19 protein-coding genes, 2 tRNA genes and 2 rRNA genes are annotated in these 21,143 nt (G+C 37.5%); 18 read left to right on the plus strand and 5 right to left on the minus strand.

The features are described 5' to 3' along the window. Window positions 1-362 precede the first annotated feature (362 nt). Window positions 363-3,203: an excinuclease ABC subunit UvrA gene (gene uvrA, locus WC460_06490; protein ID MFA5188981.1), complete on the plus strand. Its 2,841-nt coding sequence runs from the start codon at window positions 363-365 to the stop codon at window positions 3,201-3,203. 239 nt (window positions 3,204-3,442) lie between these two features. On the opposite strand, the gene WC460_06495 is transcribed toward uvrA, so the two are convergent. Further along, a complete protein-coding gene (locus tag WC460_06495) occupies window positions 3,443-3,886 on the minus strand; it encodes a hypothetical protein (protein ID MFA5188982.1) in 444 nt (147 codons plus the stop codon). 141 nt (window positions 3,887-4,027) lie between these two features. Further along, window positions 4,028-4,354, minus strand: a complete 327-nt coding sequence (locus tag WC460_06500) for a hypothetical protein (GenBank protein ID MFA5188983.1) — start codon at window positions 4,352-4,354, stop codon at window positions 4,028-4,030. Window positions 4,355-4,569: 215 nt separating this feature from the next. On the opposite strand from WC460_06500, the gene WC460_06505 reads away from it, so the two are divergent. The 3 genes from WC460_06505 to uvrC all read left to right on the plus strand — a co-directional run bounded on the left by WC460_06505 (window position 4,570) and on the right by uvrC (window position 7,770). Next, a complete protein-coding gene (locus WC460_06505; GenBank protein MFA5188984.1) occupies window positions 4,570-5,325 on the plus strand; it encodes a helix-turn-helix domain-containing protein in 756 nt (251 codons plus the stop codon). 73 nt (window positions 5,326-5,398) lie between these two features. Next, window positions 5,399-5,992, plus strand: coding sequence for a transposase (locus WC460_06510; GenBank protein ID MFA5188985.1), 594 nt, complete (start codon window positions 5,399-5,401; stop codon window positions 5,990-5,992). A gap of 200 nt (window positions 5,993-6,192) precedes the next feature. Further along, on the plus strand, window positions 6,193-7,770 hold the full coding sequence (gene uvrC, locus WC460_06515) for an excinuclease ABC subunit UvrC (protein ID MFA5188986.1): 1,578 nt from the start codon (window positions 6,193-6,195) through the stop codon (window positions 7,768-7,770). Between the two features lie 73 nt (window positions 7,771-7,843). Here uvrC and WC460_06520 read toward each other — a convergent pair whose 3' ends face one another. Together WC460_06520 and WC460_06525 are read right to left on the minus strand one after the other, a co-directional pair. After that, a complete protein-coding gene (locus WC460_06520; protein MFA5188987.1) occupies window positions 7,844-8,194 on the minus strand; it encodes a hypothetical protein in 351 nt (116 codons plus the stop codon). Window positions 8,195-8,303: 109 nt separating this feature from the next. Beyond that, window positions 8,304-8,588, minus strand: coding sequence for a hypothetical protein (locus WC460_06525; GenBank protein MFA5188988.1), 285 nt, complete (start codon window positions 8,586-8,588; stop codon window positions 8,304-8,306). A 136-nt stretch (window positions 8,589-8,724) separates the two neighbouring features. Between WC460_06525 and WC460_06530 the strand changes: the two genes are divergently transcribed. The 14 genes from WC460_06530 (at window position 8,725) to WC460_06595 (ending at window position 20,326) form a co-directional block, all read left to right on the plus strand. Then, window positions 8,725-9,087: a hypothetical protein gene (locus tag WC460_06530; protein MFA5188989.1), complete on the plus strand. Its 363-nt coding sequence runs from the start codon at window positions 8,725-8,727 to the stop codon at window positions 9,085-9,087. Between the two features lie 3 nt (window positions 9,088-9,090). Beyond that, window positions 9,091-9,172 (plus strand) — tRNA-Leu (locus WC460_06535). Between the two features lie 260 nt (window positions 9,173-9,432). Then, window positions 9,433-9,516 (plus strand) — tRNA-Leu (locus tag WC460_06540). Window positions 9,517-9,528: 12 nt separating this feature from the next. After that, complete coding sequence (locus WC460_06545; protein MFA5188990.1) at window positions 9,529-10,281, plus strand: phosphoglycerate mutase family protein; 753 nt, start codon at window positions 9,529-9,531, stop codon at window positions 10,279-10,281. A 1-nt stretch (window position 10,282) separates the two neighbouring features. After that, a complete protein-coding gene (locus WC460_06550) occupies window positions 10,283-11,260 on the plus strand; it encodes a hypothetical protein (GenBank protein MFA5188991.1) in 978 nt (325 codons plus the stop codon). A gap of 5 nt (window positions 11,261-11,265) precedes the next feature. Next, entirely contained in the window at window positions 11,266-11,589 is a 324-nt protein-coding gene (gene cutA / locus WC460_06555) for a divalent cation tolerance protein CutA (GenBank protein ID MFA5188992.1), read from the plus strand. Window positions 11,590-11,600: 11 nt separating this feature from the next. Then, a complete protein-coding gene (locus WC460_06560) occupies window positions 11,601-12,164 on the plus strand; it encodes an MBL fold metallo-hydrolase (protein MFA5188993.1) in 564 nt (187 codons plus the stop codon). Between the two features lie 105 nt (window positions 12,165-12,269). Further along, a complete protein-coding gene (locus tag WC460_06565; GenBank protein MFA5188994.1) occupies window positions 12,270-12,509 on the plus strand; it encodes a hypothetical protein in 240 nt (79 codons plus the stop codon). Window positions 12,510-12,728: 219 nt separating this feature from the next. Beyond that, window positions 12,729-12,893: a hypothetical protein gene (locus tag WC460_06570; GenBank protein ID MFA5188995.1), complete on the plus strand. Its 165-nt coding sequence runs from the start codon at window positions 12,729-12,731 to the stop codon at window positions 12,891-12,893. Window positions 12,894-12,911: 18 nt separating this feature from the next. Next, on the plus strand, window positions 12,912-13,127 hold the full coding sequence (locus WC460_06575; protein ID MFA5188996.1) for a hypothetical protein: 216 nt from the start codon (window positions 12,912-12,914) through the stop codon (window positions 13,125-13,127). Between the two features lie 699 nt (window positions 13,128-13,826). Further along, window positions 13,827-17,991, plus strand: a 23S ribosomal RNA gene (locus WC460_06580). 235 nt (window positions 17,992-18,226) lie between these two features. Beyond that, window positions 18,227-18,335, plus strand: a 5S ribosomal RNA gene (gene rrf, locus WC460_06585). A gap of 97 nt (window positions 18,336-18,432) precedes the next feature. Further along, on the plus strand, window positions 18,433-18,990 hold the full coding sequence (locus tag WC460_06590; GenBank protein ID MFA5188997.1) for an HD domain-containing protein: 558 nt from the start codon (window positions 18,433-18,435) through the stop codon (window positions 18,988-18,990). Window positions 18,991-19,078: 88 nt separating this feature from the next. Then, window positions 19,079-20,326 (plus strand): endonuclease Q family protein, encoded by a 1,248-nt coding sequence (locus WC460_06595; GenBank protein ID MFA5188998.1) that lies wholly within the window; start codon window positions 19,079-19,081, stop codon window positions 20,324-20,326. A gap of 58 nt (window positions 20,327-20,384) precedes the next feature. Here WC460_06595 and WC460_06600 read toward each other — a convergent pair whose 3' ends face one another. Continuing rightward, entirely contained in the window at window positions 20,385-20,918 is a 534-nt protein-coding gene (locus tag WC460_06600; GenBank protein ID MFA5188999.1) for a hypothetical protein, read from the minus strand. Between the last annotated feature and the right edge of the window lie 225 nt (window positions 20,919-21,143).

A 21,143-nucleotide genomic window follows, 5' to 3' on the forward strand; every position in this document is an offset into this window, starting at 1 on the left:
TCACTGATTGCCGTAAAAAAAGAAGACACAGAAACGGCAAGGCGCCGATAGAAATTGCCGGCGCAGACATTACAGGAATCGATTGCTTAAAGTTGTAAAATAGCAGTCGCAAAAGGGGACGCTACCTTATTGAGAATTACCCATATTAGTTCAGATTGACAATAATGCTTTTGTGATGTATATTGGAGGCAACAACTTAATAAATTTTTTTAGACCGGGTTATAGAAAAAAGACCTGGGCGTTTTCCATTTATGGAAATTAGAAATTGGATATTTGAAATTAGGGATTGGAATTATAAAATTATATTTATATTTTTTCATTTTCCTAATTTCCAGTTTCTAATTTCTAATATCTAAAAACATATGACTAACAATCAATCCCGCTCCGCGGGAGAATTTATACAAATTCGTGGTGCACGCGAGCACAACCTCAAAAACATTGATCTGGATTTGCCGATCAATGATTTTGTGGTTATCACAGGAGTTTCCGGTTCAGGCAAATCATCTTTGGCTTTTGATACATTATATGCCGAGGGTCAGCGCCGTTATGTTGAAAGCTTGTCAGCTTATGCCAGGCAATTTTTGGGTATTATGAATAAGCCAGATGTTGATTCTATCAAGGGCTTATCACCAGCGATTTCCATTGAACAAAAATCAACTTCCAGAAACCCTCGCTCCACTGTTGGCACGGTGACAGAAATATATGACTATATGCGTTTGCTTTTTGCCAGAATTGGCCAGCCCCATTGTCCTAAATGCGGTAAGGAAATCGCGTCACAAGATGTGCAGACAATATTTGAGCGGGTAATTAAAGAGGCCGAGGGTAAAAGCGTAGAAATTTTATCTTCTTTGGTACGTGGCAGAAAAGGCACTTATGAAAAAATGTTTGAAAATTTATTTAAACAGGGTTATTCCAAAGTCAGAGTGAATGGCAAAGAATATATTTTGCCTGCTCGAATTGAGCTGAATAAATTTGAAAAACATGAAATTGAAATTGTGGTTGATTCTTTTAAAGTCACCAAAGAAAATCAAAGCCGTCTTTTTGATTCCTTGGAAACAGCAGTTGATATTTCCCAGGAAGGAATTATCATGATTAAAATTAATGGTAAAGAAGTTTTATTTAATACTAAATTAGCCTGTGCAAATTGTGGCATTAACTTTGAAGAAATTCAGCCACGCATGTTTTCTTTTAATTCACCTTATGGCGCTTGCACAGAATGCCATGGCTTGGGCGGAATTTTGGAATTTGCCGAGGACTTGATTATTCCCAACCACGAACTTTCTATAATGGAAGGCGCAATCGCGCCTTGGAAAAAACAGGTTTTTGGTTTTGTGGGTCAAAAAGTTGAGGCTCTGGCCAAACATTATAAATTTGATCCGGAAATTCCCTGGAAAAAATTGCCAAAGAAAATTCAGGATGTGCTTTTATATGGTTCTGAAGAAAAAATTGATTTTGAATTAAAGTCCCGCACTTCTGAGGCTGAATATGCTTGGCAAGGATATTTTGAAGGCATTGTACCGCAATTGGAAAGATTGTATAAGCAAACTGAATCAGAAGAACGCCGCCAGGACATGGCGCGTTATATGCGCTTTAATGATTGTCCGCTTTGCCATGGCCAAAGATTAAAACCTGAAAGTTTGGCAGTAACAATTGACAAGTTTAATATTTTTGAAGTGACCGAGTTATCAATTAAAGATTGTTACAGTTTTATTGAACAGTTAAAATTAAAACCTCAACAGCAAGAAATTGCCAAGCAGATTTTAAAAGAAATTAAGTCGCGCTTAACATTTATGATTAATGTTGGCTTGGATTACTTAACTTTGGGTCGTTCAGCCAGTACTTTATCTGGCGGCGAAGCGCAAAGAATTCGTTTGGCAACACAGATTGGTTCTGAACTGCGTGGAGTTTTGTATATTTTAGATGAACCCTCAATTGGCTTGCATCAGCGCGATAATAAAAAATTAATTGCGACTTTAAAACAATTGCGTGATTTAGGAAATACTGTGATTGTGGTTGAGCATGACAAAGAAACAATGGAAAGCTGTGATTATTTAGTTGATATTGGGCCAGGCGCTGGCATTCATGGCGGTAAAGTTGTGGCTGAAGGTACATTGGAACAGGTAAAAAAAGTTAAGGACTCATTGACTGCGCAATATTTAAATGGTTTTAAAAGAATTGAAGTGCCAAAAAAACGCAGACCCTGGGTTGATTATCTGGAAATTTTTGGGGCCAAAGCCAATAATTTAAAACAATTGCGCGTGAAATTCCCTTTGCGTGTTTTAACCTGTATCACTGGTGTGTCTGGTTCTGGCAAATCAACTTTGATTAATGAAACATTATATAAAGAGCTGGCTAAGCGCTTATATCATTCCAAAGAATTACCAGGCAAGCATGAAAAATTAACCAATGTGGGTTTTATTGATAAGGCTATTATTATTGACCAGTCGCCGATTGGACGCACACCGCGTTCTAATCCTGCGACTTATACCAAGATTTTTACTGATATCCGCGATATTTTTGTGCAAACACCAGAAGCCAAAGTGCGCGGCTATAAGCCCGGCAGATTTAGTTTTAATGTGCGCGGCGGACGCTGCGAAAATTGTGAAGGTGATGGCGTGATTAAAATTGAAATGCATTTTTTGCCAGATGTGTATGTGCAGTGCGAAAAATGCAAAGGTAAGCGCTATAACCGTGAAACCTTGGAAGTGCATTTTAAAAATAAAAATATTGCTGATGTTTTGGCCATGAGCGTGGAAGAAGCCCATCAGTTTTTTATTGATATTCCTTTAATCTCGGATAAACTGCAATTACTAAAAGATGTGGGTTTGGGATACATAAAATTAGGCCAGCCAGCCACGACTTTATCTGGTGGCGAGGCGCAACGCATTAAGTTAGCCAGTGAATTAGGCAAAAGAGCAACTGGCAAAACTTTATACATTTTAGATGAGCCCACAACTGGTTTGCATTTTGATGATATTAAAAAATTACTGGAAGTTTTAAATCGTTTGGTTAATAAGGGCAATTCCGTGATTGTGATTGAACATAATTTGGATGTGATTAAAACCGCTGACTGGATTATTGATTTGGGTCCAGAGGGGGGTGATCAAGGTGGGCAAGTTGTTGCAGAAGGAACGCCAGAGCAAGTATCAAAAAATAACAATTCTTATACTGGCCATTTTCTTAGAAAAATTTTAAAATTTTAAGCCCGAAGGCCTGTCGCTCGCGAGCGACAGGCCGAAGGCGGCGATGCTGGTGGTGAAATTATTGCCGAAGGGACGTCGCTCGCGAGCGACGTCCCGAAGGCACGCCAGAACAGGTGGCGAAAGTGGCGGGGAGTTATACAGGACAGTTTTTGAAAAAATTAGTGAAATAACCCAGCCCTTCGCGAAGGGCTGGGTTTAATAAAAAAACCGCCAAGTTTTACCTTGGCGGGTTGGTTTGTTTATTTTTTAGCCTTTTGGATCCTAAATTCTTTGATCCTTTCAGCTAATTCAATAATAGCGTCAGGATCCTCACCCTTAAGATATATTCCGACAGCTTCCATTTCTCTGGCCTCTATTTCGGCTTTAACATCTGCATAATAAGCTGCCGTTTCTTCTGGAGTGAGAATCTTTACAAATGTGGTAATGCCTTGTTCATCATTATGGCAAATAAATATTTTGCCAATACGTTCCCTTTCAATTGATTCGAGAGAGCATAGCTCGTTGCGTATTTCGCTAACTAAAGATATTTCGCTACGGCTATTTTTGCCTTCATAAGGATGACCAGAATCACTACGATCATAAAAGCTAATTTTGACCAGCTGATCATTTGCCAACCCAGTGATAATTTGAGGCAGATCTTTATACTGGACTTCATGAAACTCGAGATTAGAAATCTTTTTCATCGTAATCTCCTTTTTCTACTGAGAGTTTTAAAGTTCAATCCTACTTCTGTAGGTTTGTGTCCTCTGTTTCAATTCACCTTATTTAAGATGAAGTGAATTTAGGAGGGGAGCAATTGCTTGTTCCCCATATTATCCCCCCCTTTACTCGAGATTTAGAATTTTGGCAAATTCATGAATGGTATCACGCTGGGTCTTTCTCAAGATTTCACATCGGGGATGATCAGGCGAAAAATAAAAGTAATTATTATCTTCATTAAGAAAATCTCTAATTACTTTTACGGTTGCTTTAGAAATTCTAATGTTTTCCCTGATTAATGGACTGCCATGCTCTTTATCGTGAGACGCGCCACCACACATCCAGAGTCCAAAAATCTGTGAGTTTTTTTTGTTAAAATGGACAATATTCCTGAAACAATATGTTTTGATGCCTTGAAAATCTATAAGAATAGCAACTTCTATTTCCTTCATTTTAGACTCCTTTTTTTCTTGAGTTTTAAAGTTCAAACCTACATCTGTAGGCAAGCTATTCTTTTAGCTTATATTCCAGTATAGCACATTCTAGTAATCTTGTCAAGAGTTTATGATGATAAAATGGCAAAATATTGCCTAGTAAAATCAGCTATTTACAAATATTTTGATAAATGTTATGATAAAAATATACTAAATTATTATGTTTATCAAAAATGCTTGATGAAAAGCAAAAATCAAAACTAAGCAAGAATTTAACCTCTTTAGGTCTGTCTGAAAAGGAATCCTTGGTATATTTAGCATTGATTGAATTAGGTGAAGTTGGTAGCTCAAAAATCATTATACATACAGGTTTGCATGGTCAGTATGTTTATGATGCTTTAAATAAATTAGAGGAAAAGGGCTTAATTCAGCATATTATTAAAAATGGCAGGAAAAAATTTATTGCGAAAAGCCCTAATATTCTCGTTAATCTGATTACCAGGCAACAACTACTTGCCCAGGAGACTGCTAAAAGATTGGCAGAACTAGCTGTTATGCCCGAGGAGCAAAAATCAGAAACATTTGCTGGCGCTGAATCATATGTGGCTAATGAATTTGAATTACTTAATAATACTGAAGATAATAATCAATTATTAATTATTGGCGGGAAAGGTGATCATTTTGCCGCTGAAATGGGTGAGGGTTTAAAACAATATGAAAAAATCCGGGTACAGAAAAAAATTATTATAAGATACATTGGCAGCCAGGAACAAAAGGAAGAATTAGAGAATTTAAAAAAATCCAGAAAATATTTTGAATATAAAATACTGCCCGGATTATTTACTGGCTTGGTCAATACCAATATCTGGCCTGAAACAATTAATTTTAATATTTATGGAAGTCCAGTTACCAGTTTTGTGGTTTATAATAAAAAAATTGCTCAAGGTTATCACCAGTTTTTTGAAGTTTTATGGAAAATGGCAAGTTAAAAATCAGTGAAATAAAAAAATCGCCCCCCGCGCCGCGGGGAGCGGTTTTTGATTTTTGGTGTATAATTAAGGTATGAAAAATAAATTAATAACTTTTCCCGAAAATATTATTTTTGTCTCTTCAAGAATTGCTGGCTGGGAGAAAATTTTTTATCCCTCAGGTTTTGATTTGAAAAAGATTAAAAAGCTCAAAGACTGGGGCAATCCTTACGCCAAGGAAATATTTCTGTCCCTAAAGTGGTTTCGTGATAAAAAACTGATTAAATTATACAATTTTTGTTTAATGCCACACCACCTACACTTTATCTGCAAAATGAGCGGTAAATATAATTTGAACAAATTTTTAAAAGAATTTCATAAATACACGGCCCATAGAATTTTAGATCTAGCAGAGAAATTAGAGAATTGGGAATTATTAAACCACTTTGCCAAAAGAAACAATAAAGACGACCGCAAACACTTGATTTGGGAGAGCTGTGTTGGTAATGTGTTAGAAACAGAGCCTGACATCTGGCGGGCAATTGATTATATTGATTATAATCCAGTCGCCAAAGGCTGGAATTTGGTGGAAAATTTTGCTGATTATCCTTATTCCAGCGCTTGTTTTTACTATAAAGGAGAAAAACCCCTGGTTGAGATTGATAATCTTTTTGAGACCGAGGATTGAAAATCTTTCCTACCCCTCACCCGAAGGTGTCACACCGAGGTTGAACTCTTTGACCTCGGTCGGAGACCTTCGAGGGGTAGGGAGCCGAGGAAAAAGACCGAGAGTTAAAATACTTTTCTCCCTCTCCGCGCAGGTGTCTCACCGCGCTGAAATTTGGGAAAATCGGGCTTTGGTTCTTGGTAGAGAGAAGAAAGAAAAATATGAACCTAAATTACAAAAAATTTAATCTCCCCCACAAACCTGGCTGTTATCTGTACAAGGATAAAAACAACCAGGTGATTTATGTTGGCAAGGCCAAGGATTTGCAGAAAAGAATTAGTCAGTATTTTGTGAAAAAAGAATTAGATCCCAAGACCCGACTTTTAGTGAAAAATATTGCGGATGTGGAATTTATTACCACTGATAATGAGGTTGAGGCCTTGCTTTTGGAACAAAGTTTAATTCACCAGTACCAGCCAAAATATAATATTGATCTGCGCGGTGATATTCGTTATGCCTACATTAAAGTTACTGATGAAAAATTCCCGCGCTTGATCACGGCGCGCAAAATTGATAAACACGGGCGTTTTTATGGTCCCTACACTGAAGGTTCAGCGCGCCGCATGATTTTAAAAACCCTGGGTGATATTTTTAAAATCCGCACCTGCAATCAAATGCCCAAAAAAGTTTGTTTGCAATATCATATTGGCCGCTGCTCTGGCCCTTGCCAGGGTTTTATTTCTGAACCAGATTATTTATTTAATATTAAAAACGCTGAACGTCTTTTAAAAGGCGAAACCAAGGATATTATAGCCGACTTAAGTCGGCGCATGACTTCCGCTTCCGCTAAGCAGCAATATGAACTGGCCAAAAATTATCGCGATCAGATTAGGGCTGTGAAATTAATTGAGGAAAAGCAAAAAATTGATGTGCCGAAAAATTTTGATCAGGATGTGCTCAATTGGCTTGTGGTTGGCAACAGAATTTATTTTCAGTTGTTTAATATTGATAAGGGTGTAATTACCTCGCGCCATAAATTTACTTTTACAAATTATACTGGCGTAGCGGAAGATTTTATTAAGCAATATTATTCTATAAATTTTATCCCCCGGGAAATTATAATTCCAGAAAAGTTGGAAGAACAAAATTTAATTACCAAATATCTCCAAGAAACTAAAGTGAAAAAGTTTACCGTGTCATATATGCCACGCGTTGATTTGACTGTGCCAGTCAAAGGTGAGAAATTAAAACTTTTGGAATTAGTGAAAAATAATCTGGAAATAAATTTGGGACTTGAGCCCGGGGTTGTTGATCTGCAAAGCCAATTAGGTTTAGCAAAATTGCCTAGGGTAATTGAATTTTTTGATGTTTCCACTTTGCAGGGCAAATATAATGCCGGCGCCATGATCCAAATGACTAATGGCAGATTTAATAAAAATGAATACCGCAAATTTAAAATCAAATGGTCAGAGGCGCAAGATGATTTTGCCATGATTTATGAAATTGTGTTGCGCAGGTATTATCGTTTAGTTAAAGAAAAAAGTAAAATGCCGGATTTGATAGTAATTGATGGCGGCCGCGGGCAATTAAATTCAGCATTAAAAGTTTTGCGAGAATTAAAATTATCTTTAGATGTTTGTTCTTTGGCGAAAAGAGAAGAGGAAATTTATTTGCCTGATAAAACTCAACTTTTGAAAATGGAAAAAAAATTAGCCGGGTTAAAGCTTTTAATTAAAGGGAGGGATGAGGTGCACAGGTTTGTGATTAAGTATCATCGGCAGTTGCGGAAGTTAAAATAACCCGCCTTCGCTTTTTCGAGCTTCGGCGGGTAAAGAAAAATCACGCCCTTTTGTAGGCGTGATGTGGACTGCTTTAGGCAGCTTTTTTGTGTAGTTTGTCTTTAATTCTTCTGCCCTGTTCTGTTTTTATAAAGACAAAATATGATTCAGGATGTACTGTCCTGAGAACGAGGAAACATTCCTTGCGCATTTTGGGCATGACTTTGCTTGGATGAAAGCCGAGACTGTTGATTTTTTCATTTATTTCATACCCGAAAAAAATTTTTTCATTGCCTTGGAATTCATACTCTTCAAGTATATTACAAAGTTTTTTGGCAATGTCTTCAAGATATGGATCTTGCTTCTTTTTGAGTCCGATTGGTTTGCCTTGAGTTCCTTTTTTAATTGTTAGAATGGCCTTATCAATCTTGCTAATCTTTTTCATTCTTTCACCTCCTGTGGCACTTTGTGCCTTGGTTTTTTTCAATTTAGCATTGTTTATGAAAAAAATCAACTCTGCGCCGATCCTGGTGCGGGGTTAATTTTAAATATATTTATTCATCTTCTTTCATTTCTTCAACCTTGGCAAGTTCCTCTTCCTCTTTAATTTTTTTCTCATCTTCTTTGGCAATTTCTGACAGTGCCTCGCCAGCCACCTCAGCTTTGATTAATTCTTCGCTTTTCTTTTCCTCTGCAGTTAATGCGCCACAGCAATCAGCGGAAAATTTTCCCGAACCGCAAAAACAGACTTTTCTCAAGTTTTCATCGCAGGTTGGGCACATCCCTGCGCCGCTGGACTCAAAGCCGCAAAATGGACAGACATATTTTTCTTCTATCATTATTTTTTTGATTAGGAATTAGGCTTATACATATTATATAACAAAAATTGGAATATAAAAAATTCTAGGGTTGACAATTTCCAAAAAACATGTTAAAGTTCTCGTAATTAGGGGAATTTAATTTATAATGAAATTTATGAAAAAAATACTAATTATATTACTGCTTAATTTTATTGCCATTTTTTTAATGGGCAATTTTGCATTGGCCGCAACTATTGATCCCGGGTTTCAAGTAATTGAACAGCCCTTGGGTATGGGCACAAAAGATGTTAGAATAGTAGCAGCGCAATTGATTAATACTTTTGCCGGCTTGCTAGGACTTTTAACTGTGTTGGTAATTTTATTTGGCGGTTTTACCTGGATGATTTCTTTTGGAGATGAAGAAAAAGTCCAAAAAGCAAAATCTACTCTGACCTCAGGCATAATTGGTTTAATTATAATTTTTACTTCTTATTCAATTGCCAATTATATTTTTACCACCATATTAAGCGCGACCTAATTGGCCGAGGTGGCGAAACTGGTAGACGCACTGGATTCAGGTTCCAGCGCCGTAAGGCATGCGGGTTCAAATCCCGCTCTCGGCACTATGGAGTTTCCCGCGAGGCGGAATCCCGCTTCGCGGGACAAATCCTCTCCTCGGCACATTGGCTATGGCCAGCAAAGGCTGATAGACACGTCCCGCAGGGCGGGATAATAGCAATATCATGAGAGTTCAAATCTCTCTGTCCCCACCAGGTAAATTTAAAATTAAAAATGCAAAATGCAAAATTACAATGCAAAATCCAAAATTTTTAATTTAAAACTGCAATTTTTAACTTTCAACTTTAAATTTTAAACTTATTGGGCGGGTGTAGCCGAACTGGCATAGGCGCTTGCCTTAGGAGCAAGTGGGAGCAATCCCGTGGAGGTTCAAGTCCTCTCACCCGCACTAAATTTTTTTATGAAAGAAACATTTTCTTCTATTGAAAAAAAAGAAAAAGAGCCAGGGCAGACTAAAGTTGAAGTGGATTTTATTCGCCATGGTAAAAGTTCATATACTGAACAAGGCCGAGATTTAACACCAGAAGGAGAAAAACAAGTTTTGGCAAGCGCAAGAGAAATAATTGAAAAAATTAATCCTACTAAGGAAATAGTAGTTTTATTAAGTTCTCCGGCAGCCAGAGCCCAAGGTTCTGCAGAAATCATTACTGGATTAATGGAGGAAAAAGGAATCGAGATTTATAAAAGAGGAGTTGTAAGTTCAATGAGGAATTTTGACCAAAAAGATAATAAGTATCTTGAGGGATTATGGCAAGACGCTGAAAAAGCTGGAGTATCTGCTGACCAAATTTATGCAAAACATCCAAAATATCAGGACATGAATGAAAAATTTGAGACTCAAGGAGAAGTAAGGAAAAGAGCAGCCAGGGTTTTTAATTGGATTAGATATCTGGCTGAACATGCCAAAAAGACAGACAAGACCATCCATATCATTGGGGTGAGCCACTTTGAATTTCTTAATCCGATAATGGAAGATCTATTTGATTTTAAAGTGGAGGAAGGCAAGGGTATTACTTATGGTGAAGATTTAAGGATCAGGTTTGATTTTGCTCGTCAGTCTAAAAAATTAGCTATTTCAGCCGAATTTAGAGGGCAGAAAAAAGACAATATTATTTTTGATAAAAAAACCAGGAAATTTATTATTGAAAAATAAAATGGACTCAATTTTTGACCCCAAAATTTTACAACAATTATTTAAAGCGCAATTTAAAATTGAAACTAATGTTTCGGAATTATATTTTACTTCGAAATATGTTTATAAGATTAAAAAACCAGTAAATCTAGGCTTTGTTGATTTTACAAATTCTAAAAACCGCAATAGCATGACGCTCAAAGAATTTAAGATCAATAAAAAAATTTCTCCCAAAATATATTTAAAGCTCATACCGATAAAGATATATAAAAATAAAATAATATTAAATGGCAAAGGCAGGATTGAAGAATATGCAATTAAAATGATCAGGCTGCCTCAAGCTGGCGAGCTGACAAATTTACTAAAAAAGAAAAGGATAAATAAAAATTTAATTGCCAGCCTGGCCACAATATTTGCTCAATTGCATGCAAAATTTAAACCCCATAGTTTAGATGCTAAATATGGCGAGTATAAGATTATAAAACAGAATTTTGATCAGGTTTTAAGACTAATAAAAAGTGATGCTTTTCCTATTTTTATCTCTAAAAATGACTTTGAAAAATTTTCTTCCGTTACTTTGTCTTTTTTAAAATCTCTACAGCCAGTTTTTAAGCAAAGAATCCAAAAACACAGGATTCAGATGATCCATGGAGATTTACATTCAGAAAATATATTTATTTATAAACAAAAGCCAGTAATAACAGATGCTGTTTTGCCAATTGATAATTGGATTTATGGAGATGTGGCCATTGATGTTGCTGCTTTAGCTATGGATTTGGATGCTTATGGCTTTAAAAATTTTTCAGATCTGTTTGTAAGTTTATATGCGCAAAAAAAGCATGATGCGACGCTGGAAAAAGTAGTCCCATTTTATAAAATTTCCTGGGCAGCAATAAGATTTTGGGTAAATTCTCTGGCTGCAAAAAATAATAAGCGTGAAGCTTTGCCCAAGGTAAAATTATACAAGAAAATTTTATTAGAGTATCTTTCTAAGATTTAAATTTTATGAAAATAATTTGGGTAATTGTCAGTTGCAATACAACTAATGAGGCCAAGAAAATCGGCCAGGAACTTTTAACTCAAAGACTAGCTGTTTGTTTTGAAATTTTACCCCGCCTAGGCGCGTGGTTTTTTTGGCCACCCAAGAAAAACAAGATAGAAACTGCCAAGGGCTGTCTTTTAATAATGGACACATTGCCCCAATATTTTCCTGAAATAGAAAAAGTTGTAAAAAAATTACATAGCGATAAAACACCTTTTGTCGGTTCAATTGAACTAAAAAATATTAATATCAAATATGTTAAATGGCTAAAGGGGGAATTAAAATAAATTTTAAATATATGGCTGAAGTTAAAATTTTAATTGAAGGATTTACAACCGCTGATTCTAAAGAACAAGGTGAAGAAAAAACTTCTCCAACCATTACTTTGGTTAGGGATGGTGATATTATTATGATTGTTGATCCTGGAGTGGTGGAAAGTCAGGATTTAATAATTGAAAAACTTAAAAAGGAAGGTTTGAGCGTTAATGATATTAATTTTGTCTGTCTGACTCATTCACATATTGATCATTTTAGAAATATTGGCATGTTTCCAGAAGCAAAAACTTTGGAATATTTTGGCCTGTGGGATAAAAATACGGTTGAGGATTGGCAGGAACAATTTAGTCAAGACATTAAAATCATAAAAACACCCGGACATAATTATGATAGCATCACGCTTTTAGTTAAAACAGAAATTGGTATTATAGCTATTTGCGGTGATGTTTTTTGGAAAGAAAATTATCCAGAAACAGATCCATATGCAACTGATAATGATAAGCTGGCAGAAAGCAGAAGGAAAGTTTTAGAACTGGCTAATTATGTTATTCCAGGCCATGGGAAAATGTTCAAGGTTAAAAAATAAACAAAAGATTTTTGTATTGTTTGCAGATTTGACTAAAACAAAGGAGGGGATTATCCTAATGATAGGATTATCATAAAAGTATAATTTATTGAATAAACACTATATATGTTGACACCCGAAGATATCAAAAATTTAACAGAATACCAAAAGGAAATTTTTGTAACAAAAGAAGATTTTAAGCGCTTGGAAGGAAAATTTGATGATTTACTGGCTTCTGTTGATAATTATGCTAAAAAAGCCAACGATTATTATCAGGAAATGGTTATGATGAATCAGAAACTTAACCGCCATGAAAAGTGGATTTTGCAGATTGCTGACAAGCTTAATATTAAGCTGGAATATTGATTTTAATTTTTTATTTTATAGATGTTACAAAGCAGAAATTCGCGTGATTTCTGTTTTTTTTTAATTTCAATGATTTTTAAAGCAGAAATTTATTGTCCCTCCAGAGGCGGGTCGGCAAATTAATAAATTTTTTTAGCATGATTTCTCGCGCTTTTTTTTGTTTGACAATCATAATCTCTTGAATTATGATAAGAAAAACAATTCACAAGGAGGTGAAACATGGATATTGTTGTGAAACGTTGTGTGGCGAGAACCTTTATGTGTTCTATTTCTCCTTTCAGTCATGCGCGTGTGGCAGTTCCGGTTGCAAAAAGGGAAATCGTTAAAGAAAAGATTCATAAAGATGCAATTGGCTACTATTTTTGTGACGAATTGACCATGTAGATTGAATACAAGGGTAAAATGATGGTGTTTAAAGCTGATGAAGTTGACAGGTCTCCAACCCATTATTTCAAAAATCGGGCGCTGATTTTTTCGCGTGGAAAAGCTAAGCGCCATCATCGCTTAGACCTGTTGAACTACATGGACTTTTACATGTGTGATCAGGTTGTTGATTTGGTCAGTAGCTGGGATCAAATCTGGGAGGTAGGGAAAGACGCGATTTTGGAGGATTTCTAAGCAGTCCAAGGTCAATAGTTAAAATCACATAATAAAGGCTCTTAAATGGAGCCTTTTTTTATACGTATGAAAATAATAAAATTTTCCAAAATTACAATATTAAAAATTGTTAGGAATTAAACGCAGAAGTTGTTTGGGTTGTTTTTTAAAATTTTTATCTAATGTTAGCCTCATATGCTGTTATCTGTTTTGTAATATTTGTAGCCTATTTGTAATTTTGTAGGCGCCACTTGACAGCTTTTATAAGTATGTATATAATGATGTTATCTGTTATCCATAATTATCTATTATTTTTGCGTATGGAAACAAAATTATTAATCTTAAAAAAACCAAGCGGTTGATTGACTTGTATTTTTAAGTCGCGCAAGACCGCTGGTAAGGCGGTTTTTTTAGTTCATTGAGACTTTAATTTTTTAGACAATCCATAATCTGCAATCTGAAATCTATAATCTTGTCTAAATAATTAAGGTCTTAAAAATTAAGATCAAGAACCTTAACAATTGAATAAGATATTTAACGATAAAAAGTTAAAGAGCAAAATTAGAAAATTCAAAGAACAAAACTCAAATAACAAAATAAATTCAAAATTCAAATAATAAATATCAAAACTTTTTGAATTTTGTCCGGCTTCGGCGAGCGAAGCCGAGACGAGTCATTTGTTATTTGTCATTGCAAGGATTATGTTCCTATAATTCTTGTGGTTAAACAATTAAGTGCATATGGTGGATGCCTCGACATGGAAAGACGACGAAGGACGTAGCAGCCTGCGATAAGCCTCGGTTAGGTGGCAAGCAACCTTTGAGCCGGGGATTTCCGAATGGGGAAACCCAATCCTGTGTAGCAGGATTATCACGTGCTGAATACATAGGTACGTGCAGACAACCCAGGGAACTGAAACATCTTAGTACCTGGAGGAAAAGAAAAAATTTTCGTCTTTGACGAAATATTCCCTAAGTAGTGGCGAGCGAAAAGGGAAGAGCCCAAACCTAGTCAGTGTGGTGTTTGATGAAGTTTGTATTTATACTTACGGATTTGGACGCTTAAAGGTGTAAGCCGTTGCTGGCAAGGTGTAGCAAGGTAACAACATTAAATTCCTTACAGAATTTAGACAAAGAAATTTATTATACTCCGTAGCAGAATCCTTTGGAAAGAGGAGCCATAGAGGGTGATAGCCCCGTATCGCGAAACGGATTGTAACTTTGTGGTTGTTATCCTTAAGTACTACAAGGCCCGAGAAACCTTGTAGGAATCATCCATGACTATGTGGAAAGGCTAAATACTAATCCATGATCGATAGTGAACAAGTACCATGAGGGAAAGGTGAAAAGCATCCCGGTAAGGGAGATGAAATAGTATCTGAAACCATATGCTTACAAGGAGTCGGAGCCCCGCTCAGCGGGGTGACGGCGTGCCTATTGAAGAATGAGCCAACGAGTTATTGTTTGTTGTAGTCTAAGTCCGTAAAGGACGAAGGCACAGTGAAAGCGAGGGTGAATAGCCCGTTTTTAGTTAATTAGCTGCAAGCTAACTTCTTAGCTTACGGCTAATTAACTATTTTATACAGCAAGCAATAGACCCGAAGCCGGGTGAGCTAGCCATGACCAGGGTGAAACCAGTGTAACAGCTGGTGGAAGCCCGAACCCGTACGCTGTGCAACACGTTGGGATGAGTTGTGGCTGGGGGTGAAATTCCAATCGAACTCGGCGATAGCTGGTTCTCCCCGAGATAGCTTTAGGGCTAGCCTCTCCAAATGCCCGCGGAGGTAGAGCACTGAATGGGGACAGGGATGAAAATCTGCTGCCCCTAATCAAACTCCGAATGCCGCGGTAACTAATTGGAGGGAGTCAGACTATGGGGGCTAAGCTCCATCAGTCGAAAGGGAAACAGCCCAGACCGCCATTTAAGGTCCCTAAATCCAGATTAAGTGTAAAAGGTGGTAAGATGACTTTTACAACCAGGAGGTTGGCTTAGAAGCAGCCATCCTTTAAAGAAAGCGTAATAGCTCACTGGTCAAGTTATTTTGCGCCGAAAATATACCGGGGCTAAATCTGGTACCGAAAGTGCGGATTTATATTTATTAAGAATATAAGTGGTAGGGGAGCATTCTATAAGCACTGAAGCTCACGCCGTGAGGCGGGGTGGAGTTTATAGAAGAGAGAATGTTGGCATAAGTAGCAAAAAGACGGGTGAAAACCCCGTCCACCGTAAACCCAAGGTTTCCTGGGCAACGCAAATCGTCCCAGGGTTAGTCGATCCTAAGGTGAGGCCGAAAGGCGTAACCGATGGAAGAGCTGGTTAATATTCCAGCACTACTTTTAGTTTTCAATGGGGTGACGTAATTTATGAGACTGAACGTTTTTTGGCTATAGACGTTGCTGGCAATTGAGTGATTACTGTTAAATGCAGTAGTCATTAAACTCAAGAACCGGCAAAAGGCAAAGCATTGCCGAGTCAATTTAGTCAATTAGATTACCCAGAAAAACCTCTAGAGCTAAGCTAAAAGCAACCGTACCGTAAACCGACACAGGTGGGTGGGCATAAGTGTGCCAAGGTGAGCGAGAGAACCTTCGTTTAGGAACTAGGCAAAAAAGCAGCCGTAACTTTGGGATAAGGCTTGCCCACCTTCGCTTTTTACTTCGTAAAAAGCTTCGGCGAGCACGGCCCTTGAGGAAGTATAATTTTTCTTGAGGGCTGTGCCCACCGTAGCTCAAACGGAGTGCAGAGCGAAGGTGGGCTGCAACAAAAGACGTCAAGCGACTGTTTATCAAAAACACAGGTCCCTGCGAAAGCGCAAGCTGATGTATAGGGGCTGATGCCTGGCCAGTGTCCGAACGTTAAGGGGAGGAGTGCAAGCTCCGAACCGAAGCGCGGATGAACGCCGGCCGTAACTATAACGGTCCTAAGGTGGAATAGCTGCCTTAGTAAAATTTGGCTATATGCTGGAATATCTGGAGTATCTGGTGCTACTTGCGGTATGATATATTTAAGGAATAAATTAACCTTAGATAATTATGACAAGTAAAAAAGCAACCAGTGCAGACAATCAGCAGGAAAGATTAAAATTTATTGGCTGGTTAGTAGGATTCACCGATGGTGAGGGATGTTTTTCCGTTTCAATCTTTAGAAATAAAACTTCTAAATTTGGTTGGCAGGTTTTTCCTGAGTTTGTAATAACTCAGGGCGAAAAAAGTTTGCCAGCTTTAAAGAAGATAAAAAACTATTTTGATTGCGGAAATTTATTCATTAACAATCGGTATGATAATCATAAGGAAAATTTATATCGCTATTGTGTAAGATCAATTAACGATTTAAAAGAAAAGATTATTCCTTTTTACCAGCAAAATCAATTGATAACTGCCAAAAGTAAAGATTTTGGAAAATTTTGCCAGATAATAGATTTGATGAGCAGGCAAAAACATGGCAATATCAAAGGGTTGAAGCAAATCGCAAAAATTATCAGAATGATGAATAGAAAGGTTTGCCCAGGAATTTTAAAATCCTCAGAGACTACATGCCGAAATTTGCATAAAAAGACAGGTGCAAATAAGATATAGTCCGAACTTCATGGCGACATGAAGAACATGGCAGAAATGCCCATGTCCTATTTAAATTAGGTAACAAATTCGAGCGAAATTCCTTGTCGGGTGAGTTCCGACCTGCACGAATGGCATAACGACTTGACGACTGTCTCAACGAAGGACTCGGTGAAATTGCAGGAGGAGTGAAGATGCTCTTTAACCATGGCTGGACGAAAAGACCCCGTGAAGCTTTACTACAACTTGATATTGGGTTAGGGTTAGACATGTTGAGCATAGGTGGGAGCCTAGGCAACAGTGAGATACCACCCTTGCCTAATTTTAATTCTAATCTTGGTCCGTGAAACCGGATCAGGAGACAGTATCTGGTGGGTAGTTTAACTGGGGCGGTTGCCTCCCAAAATGTAACGGAGGCGTTCACAAAGGTCAGCTAGGTTCCGATGGAAACGGAACTGATAGTGTAAAGGCACAAGCTGGCTTTACTGCGATTCCAACAAGAAAAGCAGTTGCGAAAGCAGGACTTAGTGATCCGACCGTACGATATAGGACGGCGGAAGCTCAACGGATAAAAGCTACTCCGGGGATAACAGGCTGGTCTCCCCCAAGCGTCCACAGCGACGGGGAGGTTCGGCACCTCGATGTCGGCTCATCGCATCCTGGGGCTGTACAAGGTCCCAAGGGTTTGGCTGTTCGCCAATTAAAGCGGTACGTGAGCTGGGTTCAGAACGTCGTGAGACAGTAGAAATTTTGGCTTATTTTAGCCAAAGACCGTGCTGTCTATAAATCTGACTATATGCTGGAAGTTCTGGTAAGCCTCAATCAGGAGTGAGGCTTGAGTATCTCACACTACCTATTTTAAAATAGGTAAAAATGTGTTGAGTGCAGATAATCAGCAGGAAAGATCAAAGAAATTTATTCTTTGAAATCCTCAGAGACTATACGTCAGAATTCCGAAAAAAATCGGGATAAGATATAGTCCGAACTGCATGGCGACATGCAGAATTGCATAGAAATATTGCAATCATTCCAAGTGAATGTAACATAATTTGTCGGTCTCCTATCCGCCATGGTCGTTGAAACTTGAGAGGGCCATTCCCTAGTACGAGAGGACCGGGAATGACGTACCTCTGGTGTACCAGTTGTCCTGCCAAGGGCACTGCTGGGTAGCCAAGTACGGTTTAGATAAACGCTGAAAGCATCTAAGCGTGAAGCTGTCCTCAAGATTAGGTTTCGTAGGATCCTAGGAGATTACTAGGTTGATAGGCGCCAGGTGTAAGGCCAGTAATGGCTTAAGCCAAGGCGTACTAAAATTCCATTTGTTTAACCACAAGAATTTTGGGAATATATTTTAAATACTCAAAATTCAAAAGTCAAAATTTAGAAAATTTTTTATTGTTAAAATCATTAGATATAGGTTACCTTAATTAATTTAGGGTAACCAAATCTGGTGATTTCCGCCTTCGCCCATCCTTCGCTATCGCTACGGAGGGCTACGGCGGACAGGCTAGATAATAAAACATGAGTCAAAAGACAGGCGCTATATCAAAAATTGGTATGACGAAGTCTGGTGATTCTAGCGAGGAGGTCACACCCGATCCCATTCCGAACTCGGAAGTTAAGCTCCTCAGCACCGATGATATTCCTTCGGGGAGAAAGTAGGACATCGCCGGAATTTTCAAGAAAGCTTCGTTTTAAACGAGGCTTTTTTGTTTTTAGACAATTTGGTTGTAAAATGATAAAATTAAGTGAAATACTTAATTTAAATATTTATGGATATTGTAAAAGAAGTAGAAAAAATTGTACGCGAAACGTGTGCTAAAGACACAAATGTGTTTACCTATGCTTTAGCAACTCATTTTGTTCCTGTGGTGGAAAACGCTAAAATATTGGCAGAAAAGTTAGGCGCTGATTTGGAAATTGTGACTTTGGCTGCCTGGCTGCACGATTATGCCAGTGTTTATGACGCTAAATTAATGCCTGAACATCATTTACATGGACCAAGATTAGCCCAGGAAATTTTAGAGAAATTAAATTATCCGCAAGATAAAATTGATCAGGTTAAACACTGCATTGAAGCTCATCGTGGCAGCCAAAAGATCCCCAGAAAAACAATTGAGGCAGAATGCGTAGCCAGTGCGGATGCCATGGCACAGATTACTAAGTTTCCTGCCTTATTAATTTTGGCCTGGAAGGTTCATAATATGGGTTACCAAGAAGGCATTGATTTTGCTTTAGGGAAAATGGAAAGAAGTTGGAATAAATTAATTCCCGAAGCTAGGGAACTAGTTGAAGATCAGTACAAATCTATAAAAAAGATTTTTAAATAATATATAATTTATACCCCACTTTCCTGTCCGCCAAAGCTTTAGCGACGGCGGAAGTGGGCCTGCTAAAGCAGGGTATAATGTTTTTAATATGAGACAAATCGCCGACCTTCATATTCACTCCAAATACTCTCGAGCTTGCTCGAAAGATTTAATTTTGCCAAAAATTGATGAGTGGTGCAAATACAAAGGCATTGATATTGTGTCTACTGGAGATTTTACTCATCCGGCGTGGTTTGAGGATATAAAAAAAGAATTGGAGTCTTTGGGTAATGGATTATTTAAATTAAAAGTAGGGGATGGTAAGGTTAAATTTATTTTATGTACGGAAATTTCTTGTATTTATAAACAGGGTGAAAAAACAAGGCGCATGCATTTGAATATTTTTTTCCCAGAAATAAAAAATGTGGAAGAATTTAATTCCACTTTGGAAAAAATGGGTTGTAATCTAAAATCTGATGGCCGGCCCATAATTGGTTTAACAGCAATTGAATTGGCAAAAATAGTTTTTGGGATTAATGACAAGGCTATGATTATTCCAGCTCATGCCTGGACTCCTTGGTTTTCTATTTTTGGTTCTAAATCAGGGTTTGATTCAATTGAAGAATGCTTTGGCAAATATGCGAAAAATATTTTTAGCATTGAAACTGGGCTTTCATCAAACCCTCCAATGAATTGGCGTTTGTCAGCTTTGGATAAAATAACTTTGGTATCCAATTCTGACGCGCACTCCTTGCCTAATTTGGGCCGTGAAGCAAATGTTTTTGATTTAGAAAATGCTTCTTATGATGAAATTTATAACACTTTAAAAAATCAGGACAAAAAGAAATTTTTATTCACGATTGAATTTTATCCTGAGGAAGGCAAGTATCATTATGACGGCCATGCCAGCCATAATTATTCTTTAACTCCCAAAGAAACAAAAAAGAACAAAGGCATTTGTCCTATTTGTAAAAAATCATTAGTGATTGGCGTTTTATATCGCGTTGATGATTTGGCTGACAGAGATGAAGGAGAATTAGATAAACATATTCCTTATAAAAGTTTAGTGCCTTTGCAGGAAATTATTGCGGAAAGCTTTAATGTCGGAAAAAGTTCCAAGCGCGTGCAAGCTGAGTATTTTAATATTATAAAAAAAGCAGGCACAGAATTTGCCGCTTTGTTGGATCTAAGTTATGAGGAATTGAAAAAAATAACTTTGCCAGAAATTGTAGAAGCAATCAAAAGAGTGCGCGAAGGGAAATTATTTATTAAGCCAGGTTATGATGGGATTTATGGTAAAGTGAAAATATTTAATAACAAGGAAAGAAAAGGATTTGAACAAGCGAAATTGATTTAGTAAATTTATTTAAAAAAATAAAACGGGAATAGATAGTATTTTCCCGTTTTTTTGTCGATTACATTTTTCGGTACTCCTTTTTCCAATCGTCTATTTTCATGACGCTGGAAGCAGGAACTGTTATGACTCGGGCACTCTTTTTGGGCTTGCCATTATCATCTTCGTCCCAGTAGTTTATGACTTCGAATGTATCGCCATTGTCTGAAAGTACTCGCCCTTCAATTTTCTCCTTTGCTCCTTGCGAGAAAAGCGCCCGAATCATATCGCCAGGGCCGGGGCGCTGTCTTGCTGGCAGTTCGGACATGCTGAAAATAATACCCTGACGGTTTCCCGCGGTTCTGGCATTGATAATTTCTTCAAGCATTTTTGCAATTAGGTTATAGTCCAATGTGGTACAGAAGTCATCCATAATTTCAGAGACCTGCACGATTTTTGCATTGGACATTACCCAATAAGCGTCATAGCCATTTCCAGCGCCGCTTTCCTCCATATACGTGTTAACAAAACTTTTAAACCTGATGGCATCTTCAAGAGAAGCAAAACAGAGTGTCTTTTCCTCAGCGTTTTCCAAACATTTCAGTATTGCGAACACCTTTTCACTCCTTTCTTTAGTGACCTAGCCATGTTTTTAGGAACAGTTCTTTGTAATCAGATTAACGAAAGATTTTAATTATGTCAAGCAAGCCAACTAAGATAGCGTCCCCTTTTGCGACTGCTAAGAATATTGGATTTTCTCTAAGGTTGGAAGAATATCAGGAATTATCCTATTCTTAAGGGGATAATTCATTAAAATTACCGTTATTATGACAAAAAAAAC

It is taken from the genome of Patescibacteria group bacterium (assembly GCA_041651155.1).
Taxonomy (GTDB): Bacteria; Patescibacteriota; Patescibacteriia; order CAIXNZ01; family CAIXNZ01; genus JAPLYF01.

Excerpts from the sequence above, each read along its gene's own strand:
- WC460_06525 (MFA5188988.1), bottom strand. The coding sequence starts at position 8,588 with ATGATAGAAGAAAAATATGTCTGTCCATTTTGCGGCTTTGAGTCCAGC.
- uvrC (MFA5188986.1), top strand. The coding sequence starts at position 6,193 with ATGAACCTAAATTACAAAAAATTTAATCTCCCCCACAAACCTGGCTGT.
- WC460_06560 (MFA5188993.1), top strand. The coding sequence starts at position 11,601 with ATGGCTGAAGTTAAAATTTTAATTGAAGGATTTACAACCGCTGATTCT.
- WC460_06510 (MFA5188985.1), top strand. The coding sequence starts at position 5,399 with ATGAAAAATAAATTAATAACTTTTCCCGAAAATATTATTTTTGTCTCT.
- WC460_06545 (MFA5188990.1), top strand. The coding sequence starts at position 9,529 with ATGAAAGAAACATTTTCTTCTATTGAAAAAAAAGAAAAAGAGCCAGGG.
- uvrA (MFA5188981.1), top strand. The coding sequence starts at position 363 with ATGACTAACAATCAATCCCGCTCCGCGGGAGAATTTATACAAATTCGT.
- WC460_06530 (MFA5188989.1), top strand. The coding sequence starts at position 8,725 with ATGAAAAAAATACTAATTATATTACTGCTTAATTTTATTGCCATTTTT.
- WC460_06500 (MFA5188983.1), bottom strand. The coding sequence starts at position 4,354 with ATGAAGGAAATAGAAGTTGCTATTCTTATAGATTTTCAAGGCATCAAA.
- WC460_06595 (MFA5188998.1), top strand. The coding sequence starts at position 19,079 with ATGAGACAAATCGCCGACCTTCATATTCACTCCAAATACTCTCGAGCT.
- WC460_06565 (MFA5188994.1), top strand. The coding sequence starts at position 12,270 with ATGTTGACACCCGAAGATATCAAAAATTTAACAGAATACCAAAAGGAA.
- WC460_06575 (MFA5188996.1), top strand. The coding sequence starts at position 12,912 with ATGATGGTGTTTAAAGCTGATGAAGTTGACAGGTCTCCAACCCATTAT.
- WC460_06590 (MFA5188997.1), top strand. The coding sequence starts at position 18,433 with ATGGATATTGTAAAAGAAGTAGAAAAAATTGTACGCGAAACGTGTGCT.
- WC460_06550 (MFA5188991.1), top strand. The coding sequence starts at position 10,283 with ATGGACTCAATTTTTGACCCCAAAATTTTACAACAATTATTTAAAGCG.
- WC460_06495 (MFA5188982.1), bottom strand. The coding sequence starts at position 3,886 with ATGAAAAAGATTTCTAATCTCGAGTTTCATGAAGTCCAGTATAAAGAT.
- WC460_06570 (MFA5188995.1), top strand. The coding sequence starts at position 12,729 with ATGGATATTGTTGTGAAACGTTGTGTGGCGAGAACCTTTATGTGTTCT.
- cutA (MFA5188992.1), top strand. The coding sequence starts at position 11,266 with ATGAAAATAATTTGGGTAATTGTCAGTTGCAATACAACTAATGAGGCC.
- WC460_06520 (MFA5188987.1), bottom strand. The coding sequence starts at position 8,194 with ATGAAAAAGATTAGCAAGATTGATAAGGCCATTCTAACAATTAAAAAA.
- WC460_06505 (MFA5188984.1), top strand. The coding sequence starts at position 4,570 with ATGCTTGATGAAAAGCAAAAATCAAAACTAAGCAAGAATTTAACCTCT.